We start from the raw sequence: 16888 nt of genomic DNA on the forward strand, positions 1-16888 counted from the left end.
TCGCTGGATAGTATCTGTTCCAACCAGTTGCTTGTCACAATGCGTAACAGGCCGCATTACCGTGTTATCCACGCAACAAAGTGAAACCCGTGCGCAGCTTTAAAATTCTTCTCGTCAGCTTGCTGGTGGCTTTCGCGTTGCTCGCTCGTCCGGCTGCCGCGCATCCTGCCCCCTTCAGCTATCTCGACGTCCAGCTCGAGGAGCAGGGCATCGAAGGCAGTTTGACTGTTCACACGATCGACGTTGCACACGAACTCGGTATCGAGGAACCGTCGACCCTGCTCGACGAACGTGTATTAGCGTCTCAATACAGTAATATCAAGTCGCTGCTGCAACAGCGAATCGTGATGTCGGACGGCGATGGTGCGCGAATCGCATTGGAATTCAACGAAATTGTCCCTGCGCCGGAGGAAGATGCTCTGCAGCTGACCTTCCGGGCCGACGTGGTCCAGCCTCCGGAACTGCGCATCGACACCAACCTGTTTCCCTACGATCCGGCGCACCAGACCTTCGTCAATCTCTACGAGGACGGGGAACTGCGGCAGCAATTCCTGTTCGATGCGGACACTGCGCCGCAGGCTCACTACGCCGGCACCGCGGCGGGCGTGGCGGCAGTGTTCGGCACCTTCGTGCCCTCCGGCGCGCACCACGTGGTGATCGGGCCGGACCATGTCCTCTTCATCATCGGGCTGATCCTGCTGGGCGGATCGCTGCGCCGGTTGGCGATCATCGTCACCGCCTTCACCGTGGGCCATTCGGTCACGCTGGCGCTGGCGGCCACGGGCACCTTCGCGCCGCCGGCCTGGCTGGTGGAGCCGCTGATCGCGCTCAGCATCGTGGTGGTGGGGGTAGACAACCTGCTGCGCAAGGAAGGGCAGCGCGACCTGCGCCACTGGTTCGCGCTGCTGTTCGGCCTGGTGCACGGATTCGGCTTCGCCTTCGTGCTGCGCGAATTCGGCCTGCCGCAGGATAGCCTGGCCTGGTCGCTGCTGGCCTTCAACATCGGCGTCGAAATCGGTCAGCTGGCGATTGTCATCCCCGCTGCGCTGGTGCTGGCCTGGCTGCGGCCGCGATACCCACTCGTAACAAAACGTATCGTCACCATCGGTTCGCTTGCGGTCATCCTCGCAGGTGCCTATTGGTTCGTTGACAGAGTCCTGAGTTTGGGGAGCGGATGACAATGCAACGCGCGGTAGTACTTTCGGCAATCGTTCTGGGCGGCATGGCCGTTACCGGCGTCATGGCACAGGGGCTGCCGGGCATCGAGGAGGCCGAACAGGTTTCCGAAAACGTGTGGCGCATTCCCGGCGCGGGCGGCAACAGCGTTGTCTTTGTCCGGTCGGAGGACGTGGTGTTGGTGGATACCAAGCTGCCCAATTCGGGCGAAAGCATCCTCGCCGAGATCCGCAAGATCACCGACAAGCCGGTGACCTACGTCATCAACACCCACTCGCATCCTGACCACGTCGGCTCCAACGCCTTCTTCGCCGAGAACGACGGCGTGCAGGTGGTGGCCCAGGCCAACACCGCGGCGCGCATGCGCGAAGGCGGCGGTCCGTTCCCGCCCAACCGCGTGGACATGGAATTCACCAACTACCGCGCCATCGGCGAAGGGGCCGACAAGGTGGAAGTGCATTACTTCGGCGCAGGTCACACCGATGGCGACGCCTTCATCTTCTTCCCCGAAGACAAGGTGATGATGGCGGGCGACATCTACGCCTGGCACATGAGCCCGCTGATCGATCCGGCTTCGGGCGGGTCCATGCTGGCGCTGCCGACCACGGTCACCGCCGCCTATTACAACGTGCCCGATGCCGAGACTGTCCTTGCCGGCCATGGCAGCGCGCACACGCGCGAGGAGTTCCTCAGCTGGATCACCTTCAACCGTGGCCTGGTGCAGGTGGCGGAGCAGACCGCGCAGATGGGCGGGACCCCGGAAGACGCGCTGGCTCGCCTCGAGGGCGTTCCCAGCTTCGCCATCTTCATGGGTGACGAGCCGCTGCCCGGCCTCGAGTATGGTGGTACCCCGCGCGGGCGTGCCTACATCAACCTGATGGTCGCCTTCGAAGAACTGCGCGGCGAGGAAGCCCAGCTGCGCATGGGGATTGACCCGTCGGAGATTCCTCCCCGACAGTGATGGCATGACCGCCACCGCATTTGCCGACGATCACGCTGCCCTGCGCGCGGCCTGCGTGCCGGGCGTGGGCCTGTGCACCATCGCCAATATCGAGGGCAGCTTCTCCCGCCGCCTTGGCGCGCAGCTGGCCGTGCTGCCCGATGGCAGCGTGGTCGGCAGCCTCGCCGACGGTTGCCTCGAACAGGAACTGGCGCGCGAAGTGGTGAGTGGCGGGGAGCGGCGGGTGATCCGCTATGGCGCGGGCTCTCCCAAGATCGACTTCCGCCTGCCCTGTGGTGGCGGACTGGACATCCTGATCGACCCGGTGCCCGATACCGCGGCCTGTGCGGCTGCGGTCGAACAGCTCAAGCAGCGCGCAGAGGCGCGACTGGCTCTGCCGGAGCCAAGCCCGCTGGCGGTGCGCCGCTACGTGCCCCAGCTGCGGCTGGTGCTGTTCGGTGAGGGGCCGGAACTGGCCGCCATGGCCCATGTCGCGGAGGCGTCGGGCATGGCGGTGGAGGCGCACGGGCGCGACGACGGCGGATTGTCGCTTGGCCAGTTGCCCGAAGGGATCGCGGCTGATCGCTGGACCGCCATCGTGCTGCTGTTCCACGACCATGAGTGGGAACGCGCGATCCTCGAATGGGCGCTCACCACGCCCGCCTTCTTTATCGGCGCGCAGGGCGGGGCGCCCGCCCGTGCCCAACGCGAGGCGGACCTTGTCGGCGCAGGTTTCGCTCCGGAGCAGGTGGCCCGCATCGCCAGTCCGATCGGCACGGTGATGCACAGCCGCGAGCCGTTGGCGCTGGCGCTTTCGACGCTGGCAGGCATCTCCGGCGAATACGAACTGCGCCACCCGCACCACCGTGTCGACGCCCGCTGACAGCCAGCCACTAGTGGCCGTGCTCGCCGCCGGACGCGCGAGCCGCTTCGGTGGCGGCAAACTGGACGAAGACTGTGCGGACAAGCCGGTGGGGCAATGGGTGCTCGATGCAGTCGTGGCGGCAGGGTTGGAGCCGTCCTTAATCGTGGTCGGGCCGGAGGCTCCGCAATTTGCGCGTGAAGCGGCTGGCTGGCGCCTGCTGACCAATCCAGCGCCCCAAGATGGCCTTGGTGGCTCCGTCGCCATCGCCGCGCGCGAGGCGGAACGCCAATCGCGTGCGCTGCTGGTCGTGCTGGCAGACATGCCGCTGGTTGCTCCCGAACACCTGCGCCGCCTCACCCAATGCGGGACAAGCGCTGCGTCGAGCTATCCCGACGGGCGAACAGGCGTGCCTGCCTGCATCGCTGCGCAGGATGTAGGCAAGGCCGCGCGTCTCGATGGCGATAGTGGGGCGGGCCCGATGCTGGCAGGTCTTGCATCGCTGGAGGTTGTCGAACCCGATCCTGGCACCCTGCTCGACGTCGATACACCCGAAGACCTCGAACGGATCAGCGCCATCCTCGCCGCGCGCTAGGCGCGGGTCACCACCGGATCGCGCGTGCGCTGGACGCCGATGTGGCAGATCCGCCCGTCGCGCAGGGTGTAGGTCACCTTCACCCCGACCTCGGCAAAGTCGTCCTTCGCCAGTGGCGCCACCACGAAGTCCGGCGCGTCGGCGATGGCGGTAAAGCGGCTGGTGCAGTCGACCACGATCCGCTCGTCGCTGGCGTCGAGGTCGTGGATCGTCAGCGTCTCCCGCACCGTCCTGAACATGGCGGTGTAGAAGTCCGCGATGCCCTGCGCGCCCTCGATCCTGGGCACCGAACCGAGTTCGAGCACCACGTCGTCGGTATAGAAGCGCGTGTAGCGCTGCGGATCGCCGTTGGAGAAGGCGGCGGCATAGGCGTGGTAGGCAGCCAGCTGGCTGGGATGCCCGCCCAGCGGGGGCAGGGTAGTGACGCCCACGCCCGGCGGCCAGGCGGCGGTGGTCAGCACCCTCACCTTCTGGTCTTCGTCGAGGTCGTAGCGGGCGAGGAACTTCACCGTCAGGCTGTCGCCCGGATGCAGTTCGCCGAAGGGGAAATCCGGGCGGTGCGAGGTCGCGTGGAAGTCCATGTCGATGTCGGCGAAGACGGTCCGCTCGTCCTGCAGGTAATGCTGCACGCGCGGGCACTCGCGCACGCCGTCATGCGCCCAGTGCAGGAATTCGCGCATCCCCTGATGCCCTCGCCGGACACCGCTTGCAGAGCGCATTTCACAGTCCTCGGCAAAGAAGCGCTCGACGAGGCTGTCGTCGTCGCCCGTCAGGAAGCAGGCGAGGTAGGCTTCGTAGTCGAAGCTCAATGCGCTTCCTTGGGCGTTTCCATGATCTCGGTCAGCTGGCCGAGCATGTCCTTGGGATGGACGAAGAAGATCGGCGTGCCGTGCGCCCCGATGCGCGTGGGGCCGAGGATGCGCTTGCCCATTGCCTCGAACTCGGCGCGCGCCGCTTCGATATCGGGCACTTCGAAACAGATGTGGTGCTGCCCGCCTGCCGGGTTCTTGGCGAGGAAGTTGGTTACCGGCGATGCCTCGCTGAGCGGGGCCAGCAGTTCCACCTGTGTGCCGGGGCCATCGGCAATGTCCGGGGTGTTCACGAAGCAGACGCGCACGCCCTGTTCGGGCAGGTCGAAGGGCTCGGTGATGTCGCTCGCGCCCATCACTTCGCGGTAGAAGGCGATGGCGGCATCGAGATCGGGGACGGCGACGCCCACGTGGTTCATTCGGCCAAGCTGCATGGTGGCTCCTTTCGAAAAGGGCCTTAGCGCAAGCCGAGCGTCTCCACCAATGCCCCGATGTTCTCCACCACCAGGTGCGGCGTGCGTTCGGGCGGCTGGTCCGCCCATTGCTCTGCGCTGGTCGCGCCGCTGGTGACGGCAATGCCGATCGCGCCGCCTTCGCGGGCCATCTGCATTTCCGCCTTGGCGTCGTCACCCACCACGCCGACGTCCTCTTTCGCGATGCCGAGTTCGGCGGCGATGAAGTCCAGCGCATGGGCGCTCGGCTTGCCGGTCGGTTGCGGCTCCACGCCCGTCACCCGCGAGACGGCACCGTTGATGGCACAGGAATAGCCGAAGCTGCGGCCTTCCTTGGTGGCGAAGAAGGGCACGTCCGAAGCGGTGAGGAAGGCCGCGCCATCGAGCACGGCCTCGCAGGCGGCGTGGATGTGCGGCATCGAGCAATCGGGATGCCAGGCGATGTAGACCGCGTCGCAACCAGCCTGGTCCTCGGCATCGGGTGAAACGCAGTTGACGCCCAGTTCCTCCAGCGCCTCGGACACCCCCGCATTGCCCAGCACCATGACGCGCTGGTAGCCGCCATCGGCGATGACCTTCGCGGCCACCGAGTTGGGCGTGAACAACCGCTCGTCGGGCACCGGCAGGCCGACCTTGCGCAGGCGCGGTGCCTGCACGCGGCTGGCATAGGCGCTGCCGTTCGTCAGTGCGATCCACGGCACGCCCAGCCGGTCCAGCTCCTGCAGGGCCTCCGCCGCACCGGGAATGGCGTCATAGCTGCCCAGCTTGCGGTTGGAGAGGATCAGCGTCCCGTCCAGATCGAACATGAAACCCTTGGGTGTACGCATCATCGCCTGCCTAATGTGGAACACTTGGAACACGGTTCAGGGGAAGGAATCCTGCTATTCCCCGATGTGGATGAAAGCCGATGTATTCCAGTAACTTGAGTGAAAATCATGGGTGGATACTGGCGCGCGCGACGACGGTAGGAAAGCGCGCCATCGTCACGCTTCGACTTCCAGCGAGAAGCCGTCCTTCTCGATGCTGAGGTGGTCGATATCGGTGCGCGCGAGAACTTCGCGCAGCAGGTTCATCAGCGGCACCTTCTTCGGATCGTACTGGCGCTCTGCCGGGCCGGCGGCCTGCATTGCGTCGACAAGGTTCTGCGGCATGGTGGCGCGCAGCAGGAATTCCTCGTCCGACAGGTTCTCGCCCAGCTTCTTCCGCAGCGTCTTGACGTCGGCCATGCCGGTCTCGGCTTCCAGCTCCTTGGTCCGCGGGTTGGACATGATGCGATCCATCACGTCCTGATCGACCGGCACGTTGGGCCGGCCGAACTTGCCGATCGCAAAGCGGATGATCTCGTCCGGGATGACGGCCCAGCGTTCCTCTCCCGTCACGTTCATCACCGCCTGCGTCTGCAGCATCTGCGCGAACGGCGTCATCACGATGGGCCAGCCCAGCTCCTGCCGCACGCGGCCCATTTCCTCGATCACCGCGCCTTCCAGCTCGGGCACGCCCTGGTCGGCCAGGTGGCGGCGCATGGTGCCGACCATGCCGCCGGGCAGGTTGTGCTGGTAGTAGGCGGCGTCGAAGGGCATCGGGCGGCCCGTTGGCAGGTCTTCCGCCTCGGCCAGCGCGGTGAAATAGTCGGCCACTTCGGCCACCGCCTCGTCGTCGACATCGACGGTGTGACCCTGCGCGCGCAGGTTGGCGATCATGCGGCTGATCGGCGGGTTGCTGGTGCCGTCCGCCGCGCCGCCGCTGGCGCATTGCACGGCGGCGGCGCCCAGCTCCGCGGCTTCGAGGCAGGCGGGTTCGGCCAGGCCGATGGTGCAGTGGTTGTGCAATTCCAGCGGCTTGTCGCCAATCTCGGCCAGGATGGCGGGGATCAGCGTCTGCGCGCGCTTGGGGCTCAGCAGTCCGCCGGGGTCCTTGATGTAGAGCCCGTCGATATCCGGGCTGGCAGCCATGGTGCGCGCGGCCTCGGCATAGTGGGCATCATCGTGGATCGGGCTGATCGAATAGACGAGGGCGCCGACCACCTGGTCGCCGCCCGCGCGCTTGACCATCTTGGCAACCTCAACATTGCTTGAGGCATCGTTCATCGGGTCCGCCAGCGCGAAGCGGCGGATGCCGTTGGTGGCCAGCGTGCGGAAGGCCAGCTCCATGAATTCGGGCGTCGCGGTTTCCCAGGCGATGAAGCGGAAACCGGTGGAAAGGAACTGCAACGGCGTGGTGCGGCAGATGTCCGCCATGGCGCGAATGCGTTCCCACGGGTCTTCCTGCTTGTAGCGCACGGCCACGCCCATGTGGGTGGAGGTGGTGAAGTCGATGGCGCGATAGCCGGCGCGCTCCATCGCCGGGGCGATGGTCAGCGTCTTGGCGGTATCGATGCCGGTCGCGCCCCACAGGCACTGGTTGCCATCGCGCAGGCTCGTTTCGACGATCTGGATATCGGCCATCAGTCGGTCTTCACCCGGATGATCGGCTGGCCCTTCTCGATGGCGCTGCCGTTCTCCGCCAGTACCGCGACGACCGTGCCCGACACGCCTGCGCGCACCGAGTTCATCAGCTTCATCACCTCGATGATGCCGACGACGGTATCCGGTTCCACCTTGTCGCCCACGGCCACGAAGGGATCCTCGCCCGGCCGCGGGGCGGCATAGAAGTTGCCGAGCAGCGGGGCGGGCACGTCGACCTCGCCGCTGGCCGCAGCTGCAACGGGTGTCGGCGCGCTGGCAGGTGCCGGGGTCGGCACGGGGGCGGCCTCGGCCACTTCGTCCTCGTCAGCGACCCAGCGGCCACCGCCGCCGCCATCACGGCGGATGCGCAGGCGGAAATCGCCCATCTTCAGGTCGAGCGAGTTGAACTGGGATTCACCCAGCAGCCGGGAAATCTCGGCGACGTCCTTGCCGGTCAGGCTCACTTGCGATTGCCCCCGCCAAAGATGGTCATCACGTGGTTGTAGGCCTTGCCTTCCACCTGCTTCACCGGCTTCGCCTCGGCATCCTTCATCGCCCAGACGGTTTCGGGGCGCGATTGCAGCAGCAGCACCTTGCCGTCCTGGTCCAGCGCCCATTCGATGTCCTGCGGCTTGCCGTAATGCCGTTCGATCCGGCGGCCGACCTCGCGCAGGGCCATCAGCTCGTCATCGGTGAGGCAGGGTGCGGAACGCACGTCGTCCTCGTTCTCCACCTCGACGATGCCGCCACCCTCGGCGGGCACCTGCCGCGCGTGCTTGTCGGAAATCTCGCGGCTGGAAATCTCGCCGGTGATCTTGCCCAGCACCCATTTGTCGGGTGTCACCTCGCCAGAGACGACCGCGCTGCCCAGACCCCATGCGCCTTCGATGGTGATCACCGACTTGTCGCCGCTGGTCGGGCTGCGGGTGAACATCACGCCGGCGCACTTGGCGTCGACCATGCGCTGCACCACCACGGCCATGGCCACCCCTTCCTCGGGGAAGTCCTGCTTGCGGCGGTAGGTCATGGACTCGACCGAATAGAGCGAGGCCCAGCATTCGCGCACGCGTTCGATCATGTTCTCGGCATCGAGCACCCAGAGGAAGGTGTCCTGCAGGCCGGCGAAGCTGGCGTCCTCGGCATCTTCCGTGGTGGCGGACGAACGCACGGCCACCGGCTGGCCGTCGGCGCACAGCTCCGCATGGGCGGTCTTGAGCGCCTCTTCCACCGCGGCAGGCATGGGTTCTTCCATTACCCGCGCGCGCAATTGTTCGGACAGTTTCGTGGCGGCGCCAAGGTCATTGGGATCGAGCGCTTCCACCTGCGGGCGGATCGGCTCGCTCGCCTCCAGCTTGGCGAGGAACTGCTCGAAGGCGGCGGTGGTGACGACGAAGCCGGGCGGCACGTCGATGCCCGCCTGGGTCAGTTCGCCCAGCGAGCCGCCCTTGCCGCCCACGGTGGGGCGGTCGGTAATGCCTACATCTGCGAACCAGGCTACGGCTTCCATGGCTCAGGCGTCCTCCAGCACCCGCTCTGCTGCGGGTTGCTCCAGGATGGTGACCGTGCCCTTGCCGCCGTCCACGCGAATGCGCGCGCCGTCCTTGATCTTGGTGGTGGCGGAACCGGTGCCAACCACGGCGGGCAGCCCGTATTCGCGCGCCACGATGGCCATGTGCGACATCGAACCGCCGATGTCGGACACCGCCGCGCCGATCTTCTGGAACAGCGGCGACCACGTCGGGTTCGTGACCTGGCAGACGAGGATGTCGCCCTGCTGGATGCGGTCGATTTCCTTGACGGATTTCACCACCCGCGCCGTGCCTTCGACCACGCCCGAACAGGCGGCGAAACCGCGCAGTTCGTTGGGGTCGGACTCGCCTTCGCCCAGCCACTGGTCGAGGTTCTCGCGCGTGATGCCCCACAGCATGACGATCGCGGGATCGTCGATCACGTCGGGCACGTGGCCCAGCGCGGGAGGCATTGTCTCGCCGGCCCAGCTATCGATGGCTTGTTGCCGTTGTTTTACGATAGCGGGCCAGCGAGACGGCCCAATCGGGGACGACCCGGAGGACCAACTCAACATCAGGTCGACGATCGCGCTTTCGAGCTCGTAATGGGTAAGGTGGAAGACATCTTCCTCCTTCTCCCAGTAACCGTGCTCCGCCAGCAGCGCGCCGAATTCGCGGATCTTGTTGAAGAACAGGTTCGTGTACCAGTGTTCGCAATAGAACTTGTGCCCCTCGACATAGGGGAACACGCGGTGCGCCAGCTCGATCAGCTGGTCGTAGGTTGCCTTGTCCTCTTCGGTGTCGAGCAGTTCGCGGTAGTCGGCGACGAGCTGGTTACGCTCCTCCACCAGCTGGTCCATCGGCCGCTCGATATTCTCGCCCGCCTTGATCTTCTCGATATAGCCGGGAAGCGCCGCGAAGGGCATCGACAGGTCGTCGTTCCAGCTGCGGTGATAGTGGTAGAAACCGTCGCCGACATTGACGTTGAACCACGGGTTGCGGCTCGTCTCCAGCTCGCCCAGCCATTCCTTGCCGGCATTGCCGACCTTGTCGAGATCGGCGAGCACGGCGTCGATATCCATGTCCGGCGTGAAGTGCTGGTCCACGCCCAGTTCCACGGCGCGGCGGGCGAGGCGCTTCACCTCTTCGTCGGGGCGGAAGATCTCGGCTTCCATGCCGGCGACCATGCGGCTGATTGCCTGGTCGGAAATCTCCGGGAAGGCCTTCTTGCAGAAATCGAAGAAGGTCAGGTAGGCGCCATAGCCCAGCAGCAGGAACTCGAAGTGGTGGTGCCACATCTGGTAGTAGCCATTGAGCTGCTTGCGATAGGTCTCGATCAGCGCGTGGTTGGCGGCGATTCCCTTGCCCGAATGGGTGGTCTCGATCGGCTCCAGGTCAGGCAGCGTGGGCTTGGGCAGCTCCTGCGCTTCCTTTATCAGCGCCTTCATCTTCTCTTTCCACTGGTCGTACAGCTTCTCCCAGTGCTCGTAGTAGTAGAAGCCGCGCTGCTGGAATTCCGCCGCGCGCGCCTCGATCTCGGCCGGATCGGTGACGGGCACGCCGCCGATGTAGACGCGGCCGTTGATGATGCGGTGGTCGATCCCCTTGGTGGTGGGCAGCACGTGGACGCGGGTGTTGAAGGCCCCCAGCGCGCAATAGGCCGCTTCCGCCGTGATCATGTCGAAATGATGCATCGGCTCGGGGAAGTGCATCGAGTTGTAGAACCAGAACCGCTCGTCGTCTTCCGGCTGGAACTGGCAGTAGTAGGGATAGGCGGCCTGCGCCTCTTCCGTGCCCGGAGTAACCTCCAGGCTGCTGGGCATCGGAAAGCTCTTGGCTTCGCTGGACATGGTGGCATCCTCTCCGTGAATGCGTCTTTTCCCGCCCGTGCGCTTTTCGCGTCTCGTGACGGATTTATGCCCGGAGGCTAACGCGCATGCGGCGTAGGCGCGAAGGATTCTCGCGCATGGCAAATAGGACAAAAGCGCAAGCGTTTTGTCTTGGTGTGCGGTTCTAGTCGGACGAACCCGCGACATTGCGGGCGAATTGCGCGACGTCGTGCAACACGGGCGCGCGGCCCCGCAGCGGGCGCGCCATGGCGATCAGGATGTCGATGTGATCGACGCCGGCATACTCCACCTCTTGCGCCACCACGTCGCGGTCCGTCAGCCTTTCCGCCAGCGAACGACCATTGTGCGCCTTCACCGTGGTATCGTCGGCTCCGGTCAGGATCAGCGCGGGTGGTGCACCTGCTTCGACCCAGCTGATCGGCTGCGTTTCCTCCAGCCTTGGCCATTCGCCGAAGGCCGCGCGGCTGGCAGCGGTGTCGAGTGGGAGGAAATCGTACGGCCCGGCCAGCCCGGCAAAGCCGCGCACGGCGGAGCGCGCGTCCCCCAGCCAGCGGTCGTCGTAAGCCAGCATGGCCCCGATATAGGCGCCCGCCGAATGGCCGGAAAGCACGAGGCGGCTCGCATCGCCGCCATAGTCGGCGATATTGGCCTGCACCCAGCGCACCGCGCTCGCGCCATCCTCGACGAAGGCGGGATAGTGGACGTTGGGCACCAGCCGGTAATCGGGAATGACCACCACGAAACCTTGCGCGGCCAGCGCGCGCCCCGCGAAGTCGTACCCGTGGCGCGTGCCGCTGTCCCAACTGCCGCCGTAGAAGAACACGATCACCGGCAGGGCGCCGCCCTCGGCATTGGCAGGAGCATAAATATCCAGCGCCTGTCGCGCATCGTCGCCGAAGGCCACGCTCGCAGCCACCTTTCGCGCACCGCCATCCTTGGGCACCAGCGTGTTGAACGTGTGCAGTGGCGAGAGCCAGTAGGAGATGAACAGCGCGGCTATCAGCAGGACCAGCAGGCCGAGGGCGAATTTCATTCAGCTGTCCTTGTCGTCAGGGCTGCGGCGCGTGGCCCGCGCGCCATTCGCGCGGGGTGATGCCGAACCGCTTGCGGAACAGGCGGGTGAAGTAGCCCGGATCGAGGAAACCCGTGCGATAGGCAACCTCGGACACCGGCAGGTTCCGGAACCGCGGGTCGCCCAGCAGGTCGCTCGCCCGCTCCAGCCGCGTGGCGTTGAGTTCCTGCACGAAGCTGGTGCCCGCCGCCGCCAGCAGCGATTGCAGGTAGCGCGTCGAAATGCCTACCTCGGTGGCCACGCCCTGCGGCGACAGGTCCGGGTCGGCATAGCCGCGCTCTATCCGTCGCAGGATGCGCCGCGCCAGCTGCCCGCGATGGCGTGAGGAGCCGCCGCGATCCTCGAACCCCGTGGCCATGGCCAGCAAGGTGCCCAGCTGTTCGGCAATCATCGGCCGTGGCAGCGAGGCATTGTCGAGCCCGTCGCTCAGGATCGTTTCCAGCAGTGCGCCCAGCGGTGCGCCCCAGCCTTTATGGGCATCGAACGGGCGCGCCAGCAGCGCGCCGGGGTCGGGCAGGTGCCGCTCCAGCCATGATTGCGGCATCATCAGGTCGATGCACTCGTGCGGGGTGGTCATCTCCATCTGGTAGAAACGGGTGTTGTCGAGCAGCACGAACTGTCCCGGCTCCACCACGAATTCGCGGCCGCCCATCTTGGTGTGGAGCGCCCCTTCGCGGGCATAGACCAGCTGGATCGATGGCGCGGCACGCATGGCCGCCTGGTCCGCCCCCGTGTGTGTCACCCGCTGCGCCGGGGCGTGCAGGTGCAGCAGCCGCAGCTGGCCGATGCCGTGACTCACCCATTGCGCGGCGAAGGCGTCGGCATCGAACACCTCCACCTCGATCGGGGCGATGGTGGAGGCCGCCCAGTCGCGCCATTCGCGCAGCGCTTCCGGCCGGGCGAGGCCCTGGCTGGTCCAGCTCTGGTCGTCGGTGGCGGTTGCACGCGTCATGGCCTGCCAAGCTACGCCTGCCGCTGCCGTGCGACAAGTTTCGCAGTTGCCGCCGGCCCGATGTGCGATAGGATGCGTGCCGGGAGAGGAAATATGGCGAGCGTGTCGAAGGAAGGTGGCTTCCGGCCGAGCTTCCACCTGTGGATGGTGCTGGCGATGTGCGCCTTCGTCTTCACCGGCTTCGGGATGAGTTACCTGTGGCCGGTCGCTGCGGGCACGCGCACGGGCGATGCACCCATCGTCCACCTACACGGCGTGGTCTTCTTCAGCTGGATGCTGCTGCTGCTGGTGCAATCGCTGCTGGTGAACGTGAAGAACGTGAAGCTGCACCGCTCGCTGGGCACGTTCGGCATTGCCGTCGGCACGCTGGTGGTGATGATGGGCGCCTTCATCACCATCGCCGGTGCTTCCATCACGGACCTGTCCGGCAGTGGTCCGGCGGTATTCTTCCTGTCGGTCGTCGCGCCGCCCAGCTTTGCCGTGATCTTCGCCATGGCGATCCGGGCGGTACGCAAGGTGCAGGTGCATCGCGACCTGATCCTGATCGCCACCATCGCCATCCTCATGCCGGGCATCAACCGCGTCTACATGCTCGGTCTCGGCATCGACCGGGTGCCGGTGATCGAGACCTACCTGACCATGGACGTGCTGCTGGCCGCCGTGCTGTGGCAGGAACGCCGCGTGCTCGGCGCGATCAGCCGCCCGACCTGGATTGCCAGCGCCATCGTCGTCGTGCCGCAGTTCCTCAACCTGCCGGTTTCGAGCACGCAGGCCTGGCGCGATTTCGTTTTCTGGCTGGGAAGTTTCGCCTGGTACGCCTGATCGGCGTTGCACCGGTCCATGGGTTACCGCATTGTGCGGGCGAGAGGATTTTGGGGAGGAGTACGAAGTGGGAAGCAAGTGTCGCCTGATCGCCTGTGAGGAAGCCTGGTCGATCCCGGAGGTTGCCGAGGAACTGCGCAAGATCGCTCGCAGCCCGACGCAAAGCTCGGACAAGCTGCTGGTCGGCGGCATCTACGATGCCGACCATGACACCACCGGCTACGGCAAGATGAACTTCCTCCACGGCCTGAAGGACATCGAGGAACAGCGCCTGCCGCAGATGGACCAGTACGGCGTCGACATGCACCTGCTGACGCTGACGGCGCCGGGCGTGCAGATGTTCGATGCCGATACCGCCACCGATCTCGCCGCGCTGAGCAATGACCGCATGGCCGAAATCTGCGCCAAGTGGCCCAAGCGGTTTGCCGGCCTGGCCAGCTTCGCCCCGCATTCGCCCAAGCGCGCCGCCAAGGAAGTCGAACGGGCGATGACCGAGCTCAAGCTGAACGGCCTGGTGGTCAATTCGCACACCAACGGCGACTATTTCGACGATTACCGCTTCTGGCCGATCCTGGAGGCGGCGGAGGCGCACAACGCCACCATCTACATCCACCCGCGCGGCCCGTCGGACACGCTCAAGGGCCCGCTGATGGACTATGCCATGGATAGCGCCATGTGGGCTTACGGCGTGGAAGTGGGCACCAACATGCTGCGGATGATGGCGGGCGGCGTGTTCGATCGCTTCCCCAACCTGAAGATCTGCGTCGGCCACATGGGCGAAATGGTGCCTTTCTTCATCTGGCGCATCAATTTCATGAACAGCCGCGCCCAGAAGGTGGGGCGCGCGCCCAAGACCGAACGCAGCATGGAAGAATACTTCCGCGACAACTTCGTCTTCACGACCTCGGGCGTGGAGGACCACCTCGCGCTGCGCTACGCCATCGATCGCATGGGCATCGACAACGTCATCTGGGCGATCGACTACCCGTACCAGCCGATGGAACCGGCGGTGAAGTTCATCGAAACCTTCGAGTGCACCGACGCGGAACGCCACGCGCTTTGCCACGGCAATGCCGAACGGGTGTTCCATATCGCGCCGGAGTAGGTAGGAAGCTTCGCATGAGCGAAGCACCACTCAAGGGAATCAAGGTCGTCGAACTGGCGCGCATCCTTGCCGGGCCGTTTGCCGGGCAAGTGCTGGCCGATCTGGGCGCCGAAGTGCACAAGGTCGAAAGCCCGGAGGGCGACGACACCCGCAAGTGGGGGCCGCCCTTCCTCGACCGCGCCGACGGATCGAAGGACGCGGCCTATTTCCACGCCGCCAACCGCGGCAAGGACACGATCATTGCCGACTTCAACCGCGCCGACGACAAGGCGAAGGTGCTGGAGCTGATCCGCGATGCCGACGTGCTGATCGAGAACTTCAAGACCGGCTCGCTCGACAAGTTCGGCCTCGACTACGAGAGCCTGAAGAAGATCAACCCGCGCCTCGTCTATTGTTCCATTACCGGGTTCGGTCACGACGGGCCCTACGCCGCGCGCGCCGGGTACGACTTCATCGTGCAGGGCATGAGCGGGATCATGGACCTGACCGGTTTCCCCGACGGCCCGCCGACCAAGATCGGCATGGCCTATGCCGACATCATGACCGGTCTCTACGGCGTGATCGGCATCCAGGCGGCGCTGCACCAGCGTGAGCGGACCGGGAAGGGTCAGCTGGTCGACATGGCCCTGTTCGACGTGATGGTGGGCACGCTGGCCAACCAGGCGATGAACTACCTCGCCAGCGGCCGCAGTCCGAAGCGCATGGGCAATTCGCACCCCAATATCGTTCCCTACGAGGCGTTCGAGGCGAAGGACGGCTGGCTGATCGTGGCGGTCGGCAACGATCGCCAGTTCGCCCGCTTCGCCGAGGCCATCGACCTGCCCCTGCGCGAGGAATGGACGACCAATGCCCGTCGCGTGACGCACCGGGAATCGCTTTCCGCCTCCATCGCCAAGCGCATCGGCGCGATGAAGCGCGACGACGTGCTGCTGAAGATGGAGAACCGCGGCATTCCCGCGGGGCCGATCAACACGGTGAAGCAGGCGCTGAACGACCCGCAGATCGTTGCCCGCGGCATGGTGATCGACCTCGAGGAAGAGGGGCTGAAAGGCCTGCGCACGCCGATCAAGTTTTCCGACGCTGAACTGGTGCTGGGCAAGCCTTCGCCCATGCTGCCGGAGCGGGACGAATAGTGGCCGGGCACGAGAACATCCTTGGCGCCGATCCGCGCCCGTCGTTTTTCCCGGTGGAGCATGGCTCCGACCTGCTCGCCCCGCCGCCTGACCGGCTGGGCCAGGCCGTCCGCTTTGCCGCGCGTTCGCTGTCGGTCATGCAGAAGGAGGGGCTGGTCGCCTCCTCCGCCAGCGGGCAGGTGTGGCGGCTGGTCTCTGACGAGGGCGCCTATCTCGACGGCTTCAACGAGGCGCCGTGCCCCCTCAGCTTCCTCACCGTCGGCATGGTCTCCAGCTACATGACCGAACTGCTGGCCCTGGCGCAGCAGCGCGGCATCACCCTGCGCCGCGTCGAACTGGTGCAGGACAACTACTACACGATGAAGGGCAGCGCGCTGAAAGGCACGATGACCGGCGGCGCCAAGGACATCGAGCTGGAAGCGCGGATCGACAGCGATGCCGATGCCGACACGCTGCGGGCGCTGGTCTACGATGCGGTCGCAGCTTCGCCGCTCAACGGGCTGATGCGCGGGGAGAAGGACTCGCTGTTCACGCTGACCCACAAGGGTCGGCAGGTGATCCCCGACAAGGCCAAGCCCGTGCAGCGCGACGTGCCGCCCGATCCGGCGGACCTAATCGAGGGCGTCCACCCGCTCTCCGCCGAAGAGATGCCGCGCCGCGCGGGGATGAGCCCGCTGACCGACGAGGCGACGTCGTCACAAGGCTCGTCGCTGGCGGAGGAGCAGGATCGCGTGCTGCACATTCGCGGCATCTGCACTCTGCGCGAAGACGGGGTGAAGCAGGTCGAACAGCAATTGTTCAATCCGCACGGCTCGATCTTCCATTTCCTCTGCGACGAGGAAGGCCGCGCGCCCGATGCGATCAGCTACATGGCGGCAGGCATCGGCTTCTGCTTCATGACCCAGCTGGGCCGCTATGCGAAGATCGCGAAGAAGCACCTCGATGCCTACAACATCGTGCAGGACATCCACTTCTCGCCCGGCGGGGCGAGTGGCGGGACCGGGGAGGCGGGCAAGGCCGACCCCGTGGAAACCCACGTCTACCTGCACAGCGACGAGAACGCGGAATTCGCGCGCGCCGCGCTGGATATGGGCGAGCAGACCTGCTTCCTCCACGCTTTCTGCCGCACCGACCTGAAGGCGCGGGTGAAGGTGGTGAAGGGTTGACC

The 16888-nt window shown here is 65.7% G+C and carries 17 protein-coding genes; 8 read left to right on the forward strand and 9 right to left on the reverse strand.

The genetic code is table 11. The annotated features are described in order from the left end of the window. Positions 1 to 80: 80 nt before the first annotated feature. Genes OZN62_RS12630 through OZN62_RS12645 form a run of 4 tightly spaced genes read left to right on the forward strand, consistent with a single transcriptional unit; the run spans position 81 to position 3573 of the window. A complete protein-coding gene (locus OZN62_RS12630; protein WP_269100222.1) occupies positions 81 to 1178 on the forward strand; it encodes a HupE/UreJ family protein in 1098 nt (365 codons plus the stop codon). A 2-nt stretch (positions 1179 to 1180) separates the two neighbouring features. Continuing rightward, complete coding sequence (locus OZN62_RS12635) at positions 1181 to 2137, forward strand: MBL fold metallo-hydrolase (protein ID WP_269100223.1); 957 nt, start codon at positions 1181 to 1183, stop codon at positions 2135 to 2137. A 4-nt stretch (positions 2138 to 2141) separates the two neighbouring features. Beyond that, positions 2142 to 2999 (forward strand): XdhC family protein, encoded by an 858-nt coding sequence (locus OZN62_RS12640; protein ID WP_269100224.1) that lies wholly within the window; start codon positions 2142 to 2144, stop codon positions 2997 to 2999. Beyond that, positions 2983 to 3573, forward strand: a complete 591-nt coding sequence (locus tag OZN62_RS12645) for a nucleotidyltransferase family protein (RefSeq protein ID WP_269100225.1) — start codon at positions 2983 to 2985, stop codon at positions 3571 to 3573. Before OZN62_RS12640 ends, OZN62_RS12645 begins: the two co-directional genes overlap by 17 nt. Here the strand turns inward: OZN62_RS12645 and OZN62_RS12650 are convergent. The 9 genes from OZN62_RS12650 to OZN62_RS12690 form a co-directional block, all read right to left on the reverse strand. Continuing rightward, a complete protein-coding gene (locus OZN62_RS12650) occupies positions 3570 to 4382 on the reverse strand; it encodes a nuclear transport factor 2 family protein (protein ID WP_269100227.1) in 813 nt (270 codons plus the stop codon). The two genes, OZN62_RS12645 and OZN62_RS12650, sit on opposite strands and share 4 nt — an antisense overlap. Beyond that, positions 4379 to 4816 carry a methylmalonyl-CoA epimerase gene (gene mce, locus OZN62_RS12655; RefSeq protein ID WP_269100229.1) on the reverse strand — a complete coding sequence of 146 codons (438 nt, stop codon included), beginning with the start codon at positions 4814 to 4816 and terminating at the stop codon, positions 4379 to 4381. Before mce ends, OZN62_RS12650 begins: the two co-directional genes overlap by 4 nt. A 23-nt stretch (positions 4817 to 4839) precedes the next feature. Then, positions 4840 to 5664 (reverse strand): HAD-IIA family hydrolase, encoded by an 825-nt coding sequence (locus OZN62_RS12660; RefSeq protein ID WP_269100230.1) that lies wholly within the window; start codon positions 5662 to 5664, stop codon positions 4840 to 4842. A 153-nt stretch (positions 5665 to 5817) separates the two neighbouring features. Continuing rightward, a complete protein-coding gene (locus tag OZN62_RS12665; RefSeq protein WP_269100231.1) occupies positions 5818 to 7278 on the reverse strand; it encodes a biotin carboxyl carrier protein in 1461 nt (486 codons plus the stop codon). Beyond that, positions 7278 to 7742, reverse strand: coding sequence for an acetyl-CoA carboxylase biotin carboxyl carrier protein (locus OZN62_RS12670; protein ID WP_269100232.1), 465 nt, complete (start codon positions 7740 to 7742; stop codon positions 7278 to 7280). Before OZN62_RS12670 ends, OZN62_RS12665 begins: the two co-directional genes overlap by 1 nt. Then, entirely contained in the window at positions 7739 to 8785 is a 1047-nt protein-coding gene (locus OZN62_RS12675) for a PEP/pyruvate-binding domain-containing protein (protein WP_269100233.1), read from the reverse strand. Before OZN62_RS12675 ends, OZN62_RS12670 begins: the two co-directional genes overlap by 4 nt. 3 nt (positions 8786 to 8788) lie before the next feature. Beyond that, positions 8789 to 10636 carry a PEP-utilizing enzyme gene (locus OZN62_RS12680; RefSeq protein ID WP_269100234.1) on the reverse strand — a complete coding sequence of 616 codons (1848 nt, stop codon included), beginning with the start codon at positions 10634 to 10636 and terminating at the stop codon, positions 8789 to 8791. Between the two features lie 163 nt (positions 10637 to 10799). Then, the gene (locus tag OZN62_RS12685) at positions 10800 to 11669 is read right to left on the reverse strand and encodes an alpha/beta hydrolase (RefSeq protein ID WP_269100235.1); all 870 of its coding nucleotides are present in this window, start codon (positions 11667 to 11669) and stop codon (positions 10800 to 10802) included. A gap of 16 nt (positions 11670 to 11685) precedes the next feature. Beyond that, positions 11686 to 12660 carry a helix-turn-helix domain-containing protein gene (locus OZN62_RS12690; RefSeq protein ID WP_269100236.1) on the reverse strand — a complete coding sequence of 325 codons (975 nt, stop codon included), beginning with the start codon at positions 12658 to 12660 and terminating at the stop codon, positions 11686 to 11688. A 93-nt stretch (positions 12661 to 12753) separates the two neighbouring features. Between OZN62_RS12690 and OZN62_RS12695 the strand changes: the two genes are divergently transcribed. The 4 genes from OZN62_RS12695 (at position 12754) to OZN62_RS12710 (ending at position 16886) form a co-directional block, all read left to right on the forward strand. Beyond that, the gene (locus OZN62_RS12695; protein ID WP_269100237.1) at positions 12754 to 13482 is read left to right on the forward strand and encodes a hypothetical protein; all 729 of its coding nucleotides are present in this window, start codon (positions 12754 to 12756) and stop codon (positions 13480 to 13482) included. A 67-nt stretch (positions 13483 to 13549) separates the two neighbouring features. Then, positions 13550 to 14587, forward strand: a complete 1038-nt coding sequence (locus OZN62_RS12700) for an amidohydrolase family protein (RefSeq protein WP_269100238.1) — start codon at positions 13550 to 13552, stop codon at positions 14585 to 14587. 14 nt (positions 14588 to 14601) lie between these two features. Beyond that, entirely contained in the window at positions 14602 to 15720 is a 1119-nt protein-coding gene (locus tag OZN62_RS12705; RefSeq protein WP_269100239.1) for a CaiB/BaiF CoA transferase family protein, read from the forward strand. Further along, on the forward strand, positions 15720 to 16886 hold the full coding sequence (locus OZN62_RS12710) for an OsmC family protein (RefSeq protein ID WP_269100240.1): 1167 nt from the start codon (positions 15720 to 15722) through the stop codon (positions 16884 to 16886). Before OZN62_RS12705 ends, OZN62_RS12710 begins: the two co-directional genes overlap by 1 nt. Positions 16887 to 16888 lie beyond the last annotated feature (2 nt).

Source organism: Aurantiacibacter sp. MUD11 (assembly GCF_026967575.1).
Taxonomy (GTDB): Bacteria; Pseudomonadota; Alphaproteobacteria; order Sphingomonadales; family Sphingomonadaceae; genus Alteraurantiacibacter.

What these genes read in the sequence shown, in the direction of transcription:
- OZN62_RS12685 (WP_269100235.1), bottom strand. Translation starts at nt 11,669, where the DNA reads ATGAAATTCGCCCTCGGCCTGCTGGTCCTGCTGATAGCCGCGCTGTTC.
- OZN62_RS12695 (WP_269100237.1), top strand. Translation starts at nt 12,754, where the DNA reads ATGGCGAGCGTGTCGAAGGAAGGTGGCTTCCGGCCGAGCTTCCACCTG.
- OZN62_RS12635 (WP_269100223.1), top strand. Translation starts at nt 1,181, where the DNA reads ATGCAACGCGCGGTAGTACTTTCGGCAATCGTTCTGGGCGGCATGGCC.
- OZN62_RS12675 (WP_269100233.1), bottom strand. Translation starts at nt 8,785, where the DNA reads ATGGAAGCCGTAGCCTGGTTCGCAGATGTAGGCATTACCGACCGCCCC.
- mce (WP_269100229.1), bottom strand. Translation starts at nt 4,816, where the DNA reads ATGCAGCTTGGCCGAATGAACCACGTGGGCGTCGCCGTCCCCGATCTC.
- OZN62_RS12690 (WP_269100236.1), bottom strand. Translation starts at nt 12,660, where the DNA reads ATGACGCGTGCAACCGCCACCGACGACCAGAGCTGGACCAGCCAGGGC.
- OZN62_RS12665 (WP_269100231.1), bottom strand. Translation starts at nt 7,278, where the DNA reads ATGGCCGATATCCAGATCGTCGAAACGAGCCTGCGCGATGGCAACCAG.
- OZN62_RS12705 (WP_269100239.1), top strand. Translation starts at nt 14,602, where the DNA reads ATGAGCGAAGCACCACTCAAGGGAATCAAGGTCGTCGAACTGGCGCGC.
- OZN62_RS12680 (WP_269100234.1), bottom strand. Translation starts at nt 10,636, where the DNA reads ATGTCCAGCGAAGCCAAGAGCTTTCCGATGCCCAGCAGCCTGGAGGTT.
- OZN62_RS12660 (WP_269100230.1), bottom strand. Translation starts at nt 5,664, where the DNA reads ATGATGCGTACACCCAAGGGTTTCATGTTCGATCTGGACGGGACGCTG.
- OZN62_RS12640 (WP_269100224.1), top strand. Translation starts at nt 2,142, where the DNA reads ATGACCGCCACCGCATTTGCCGACGATCACGCTGCCCTGCGCGCGGCC.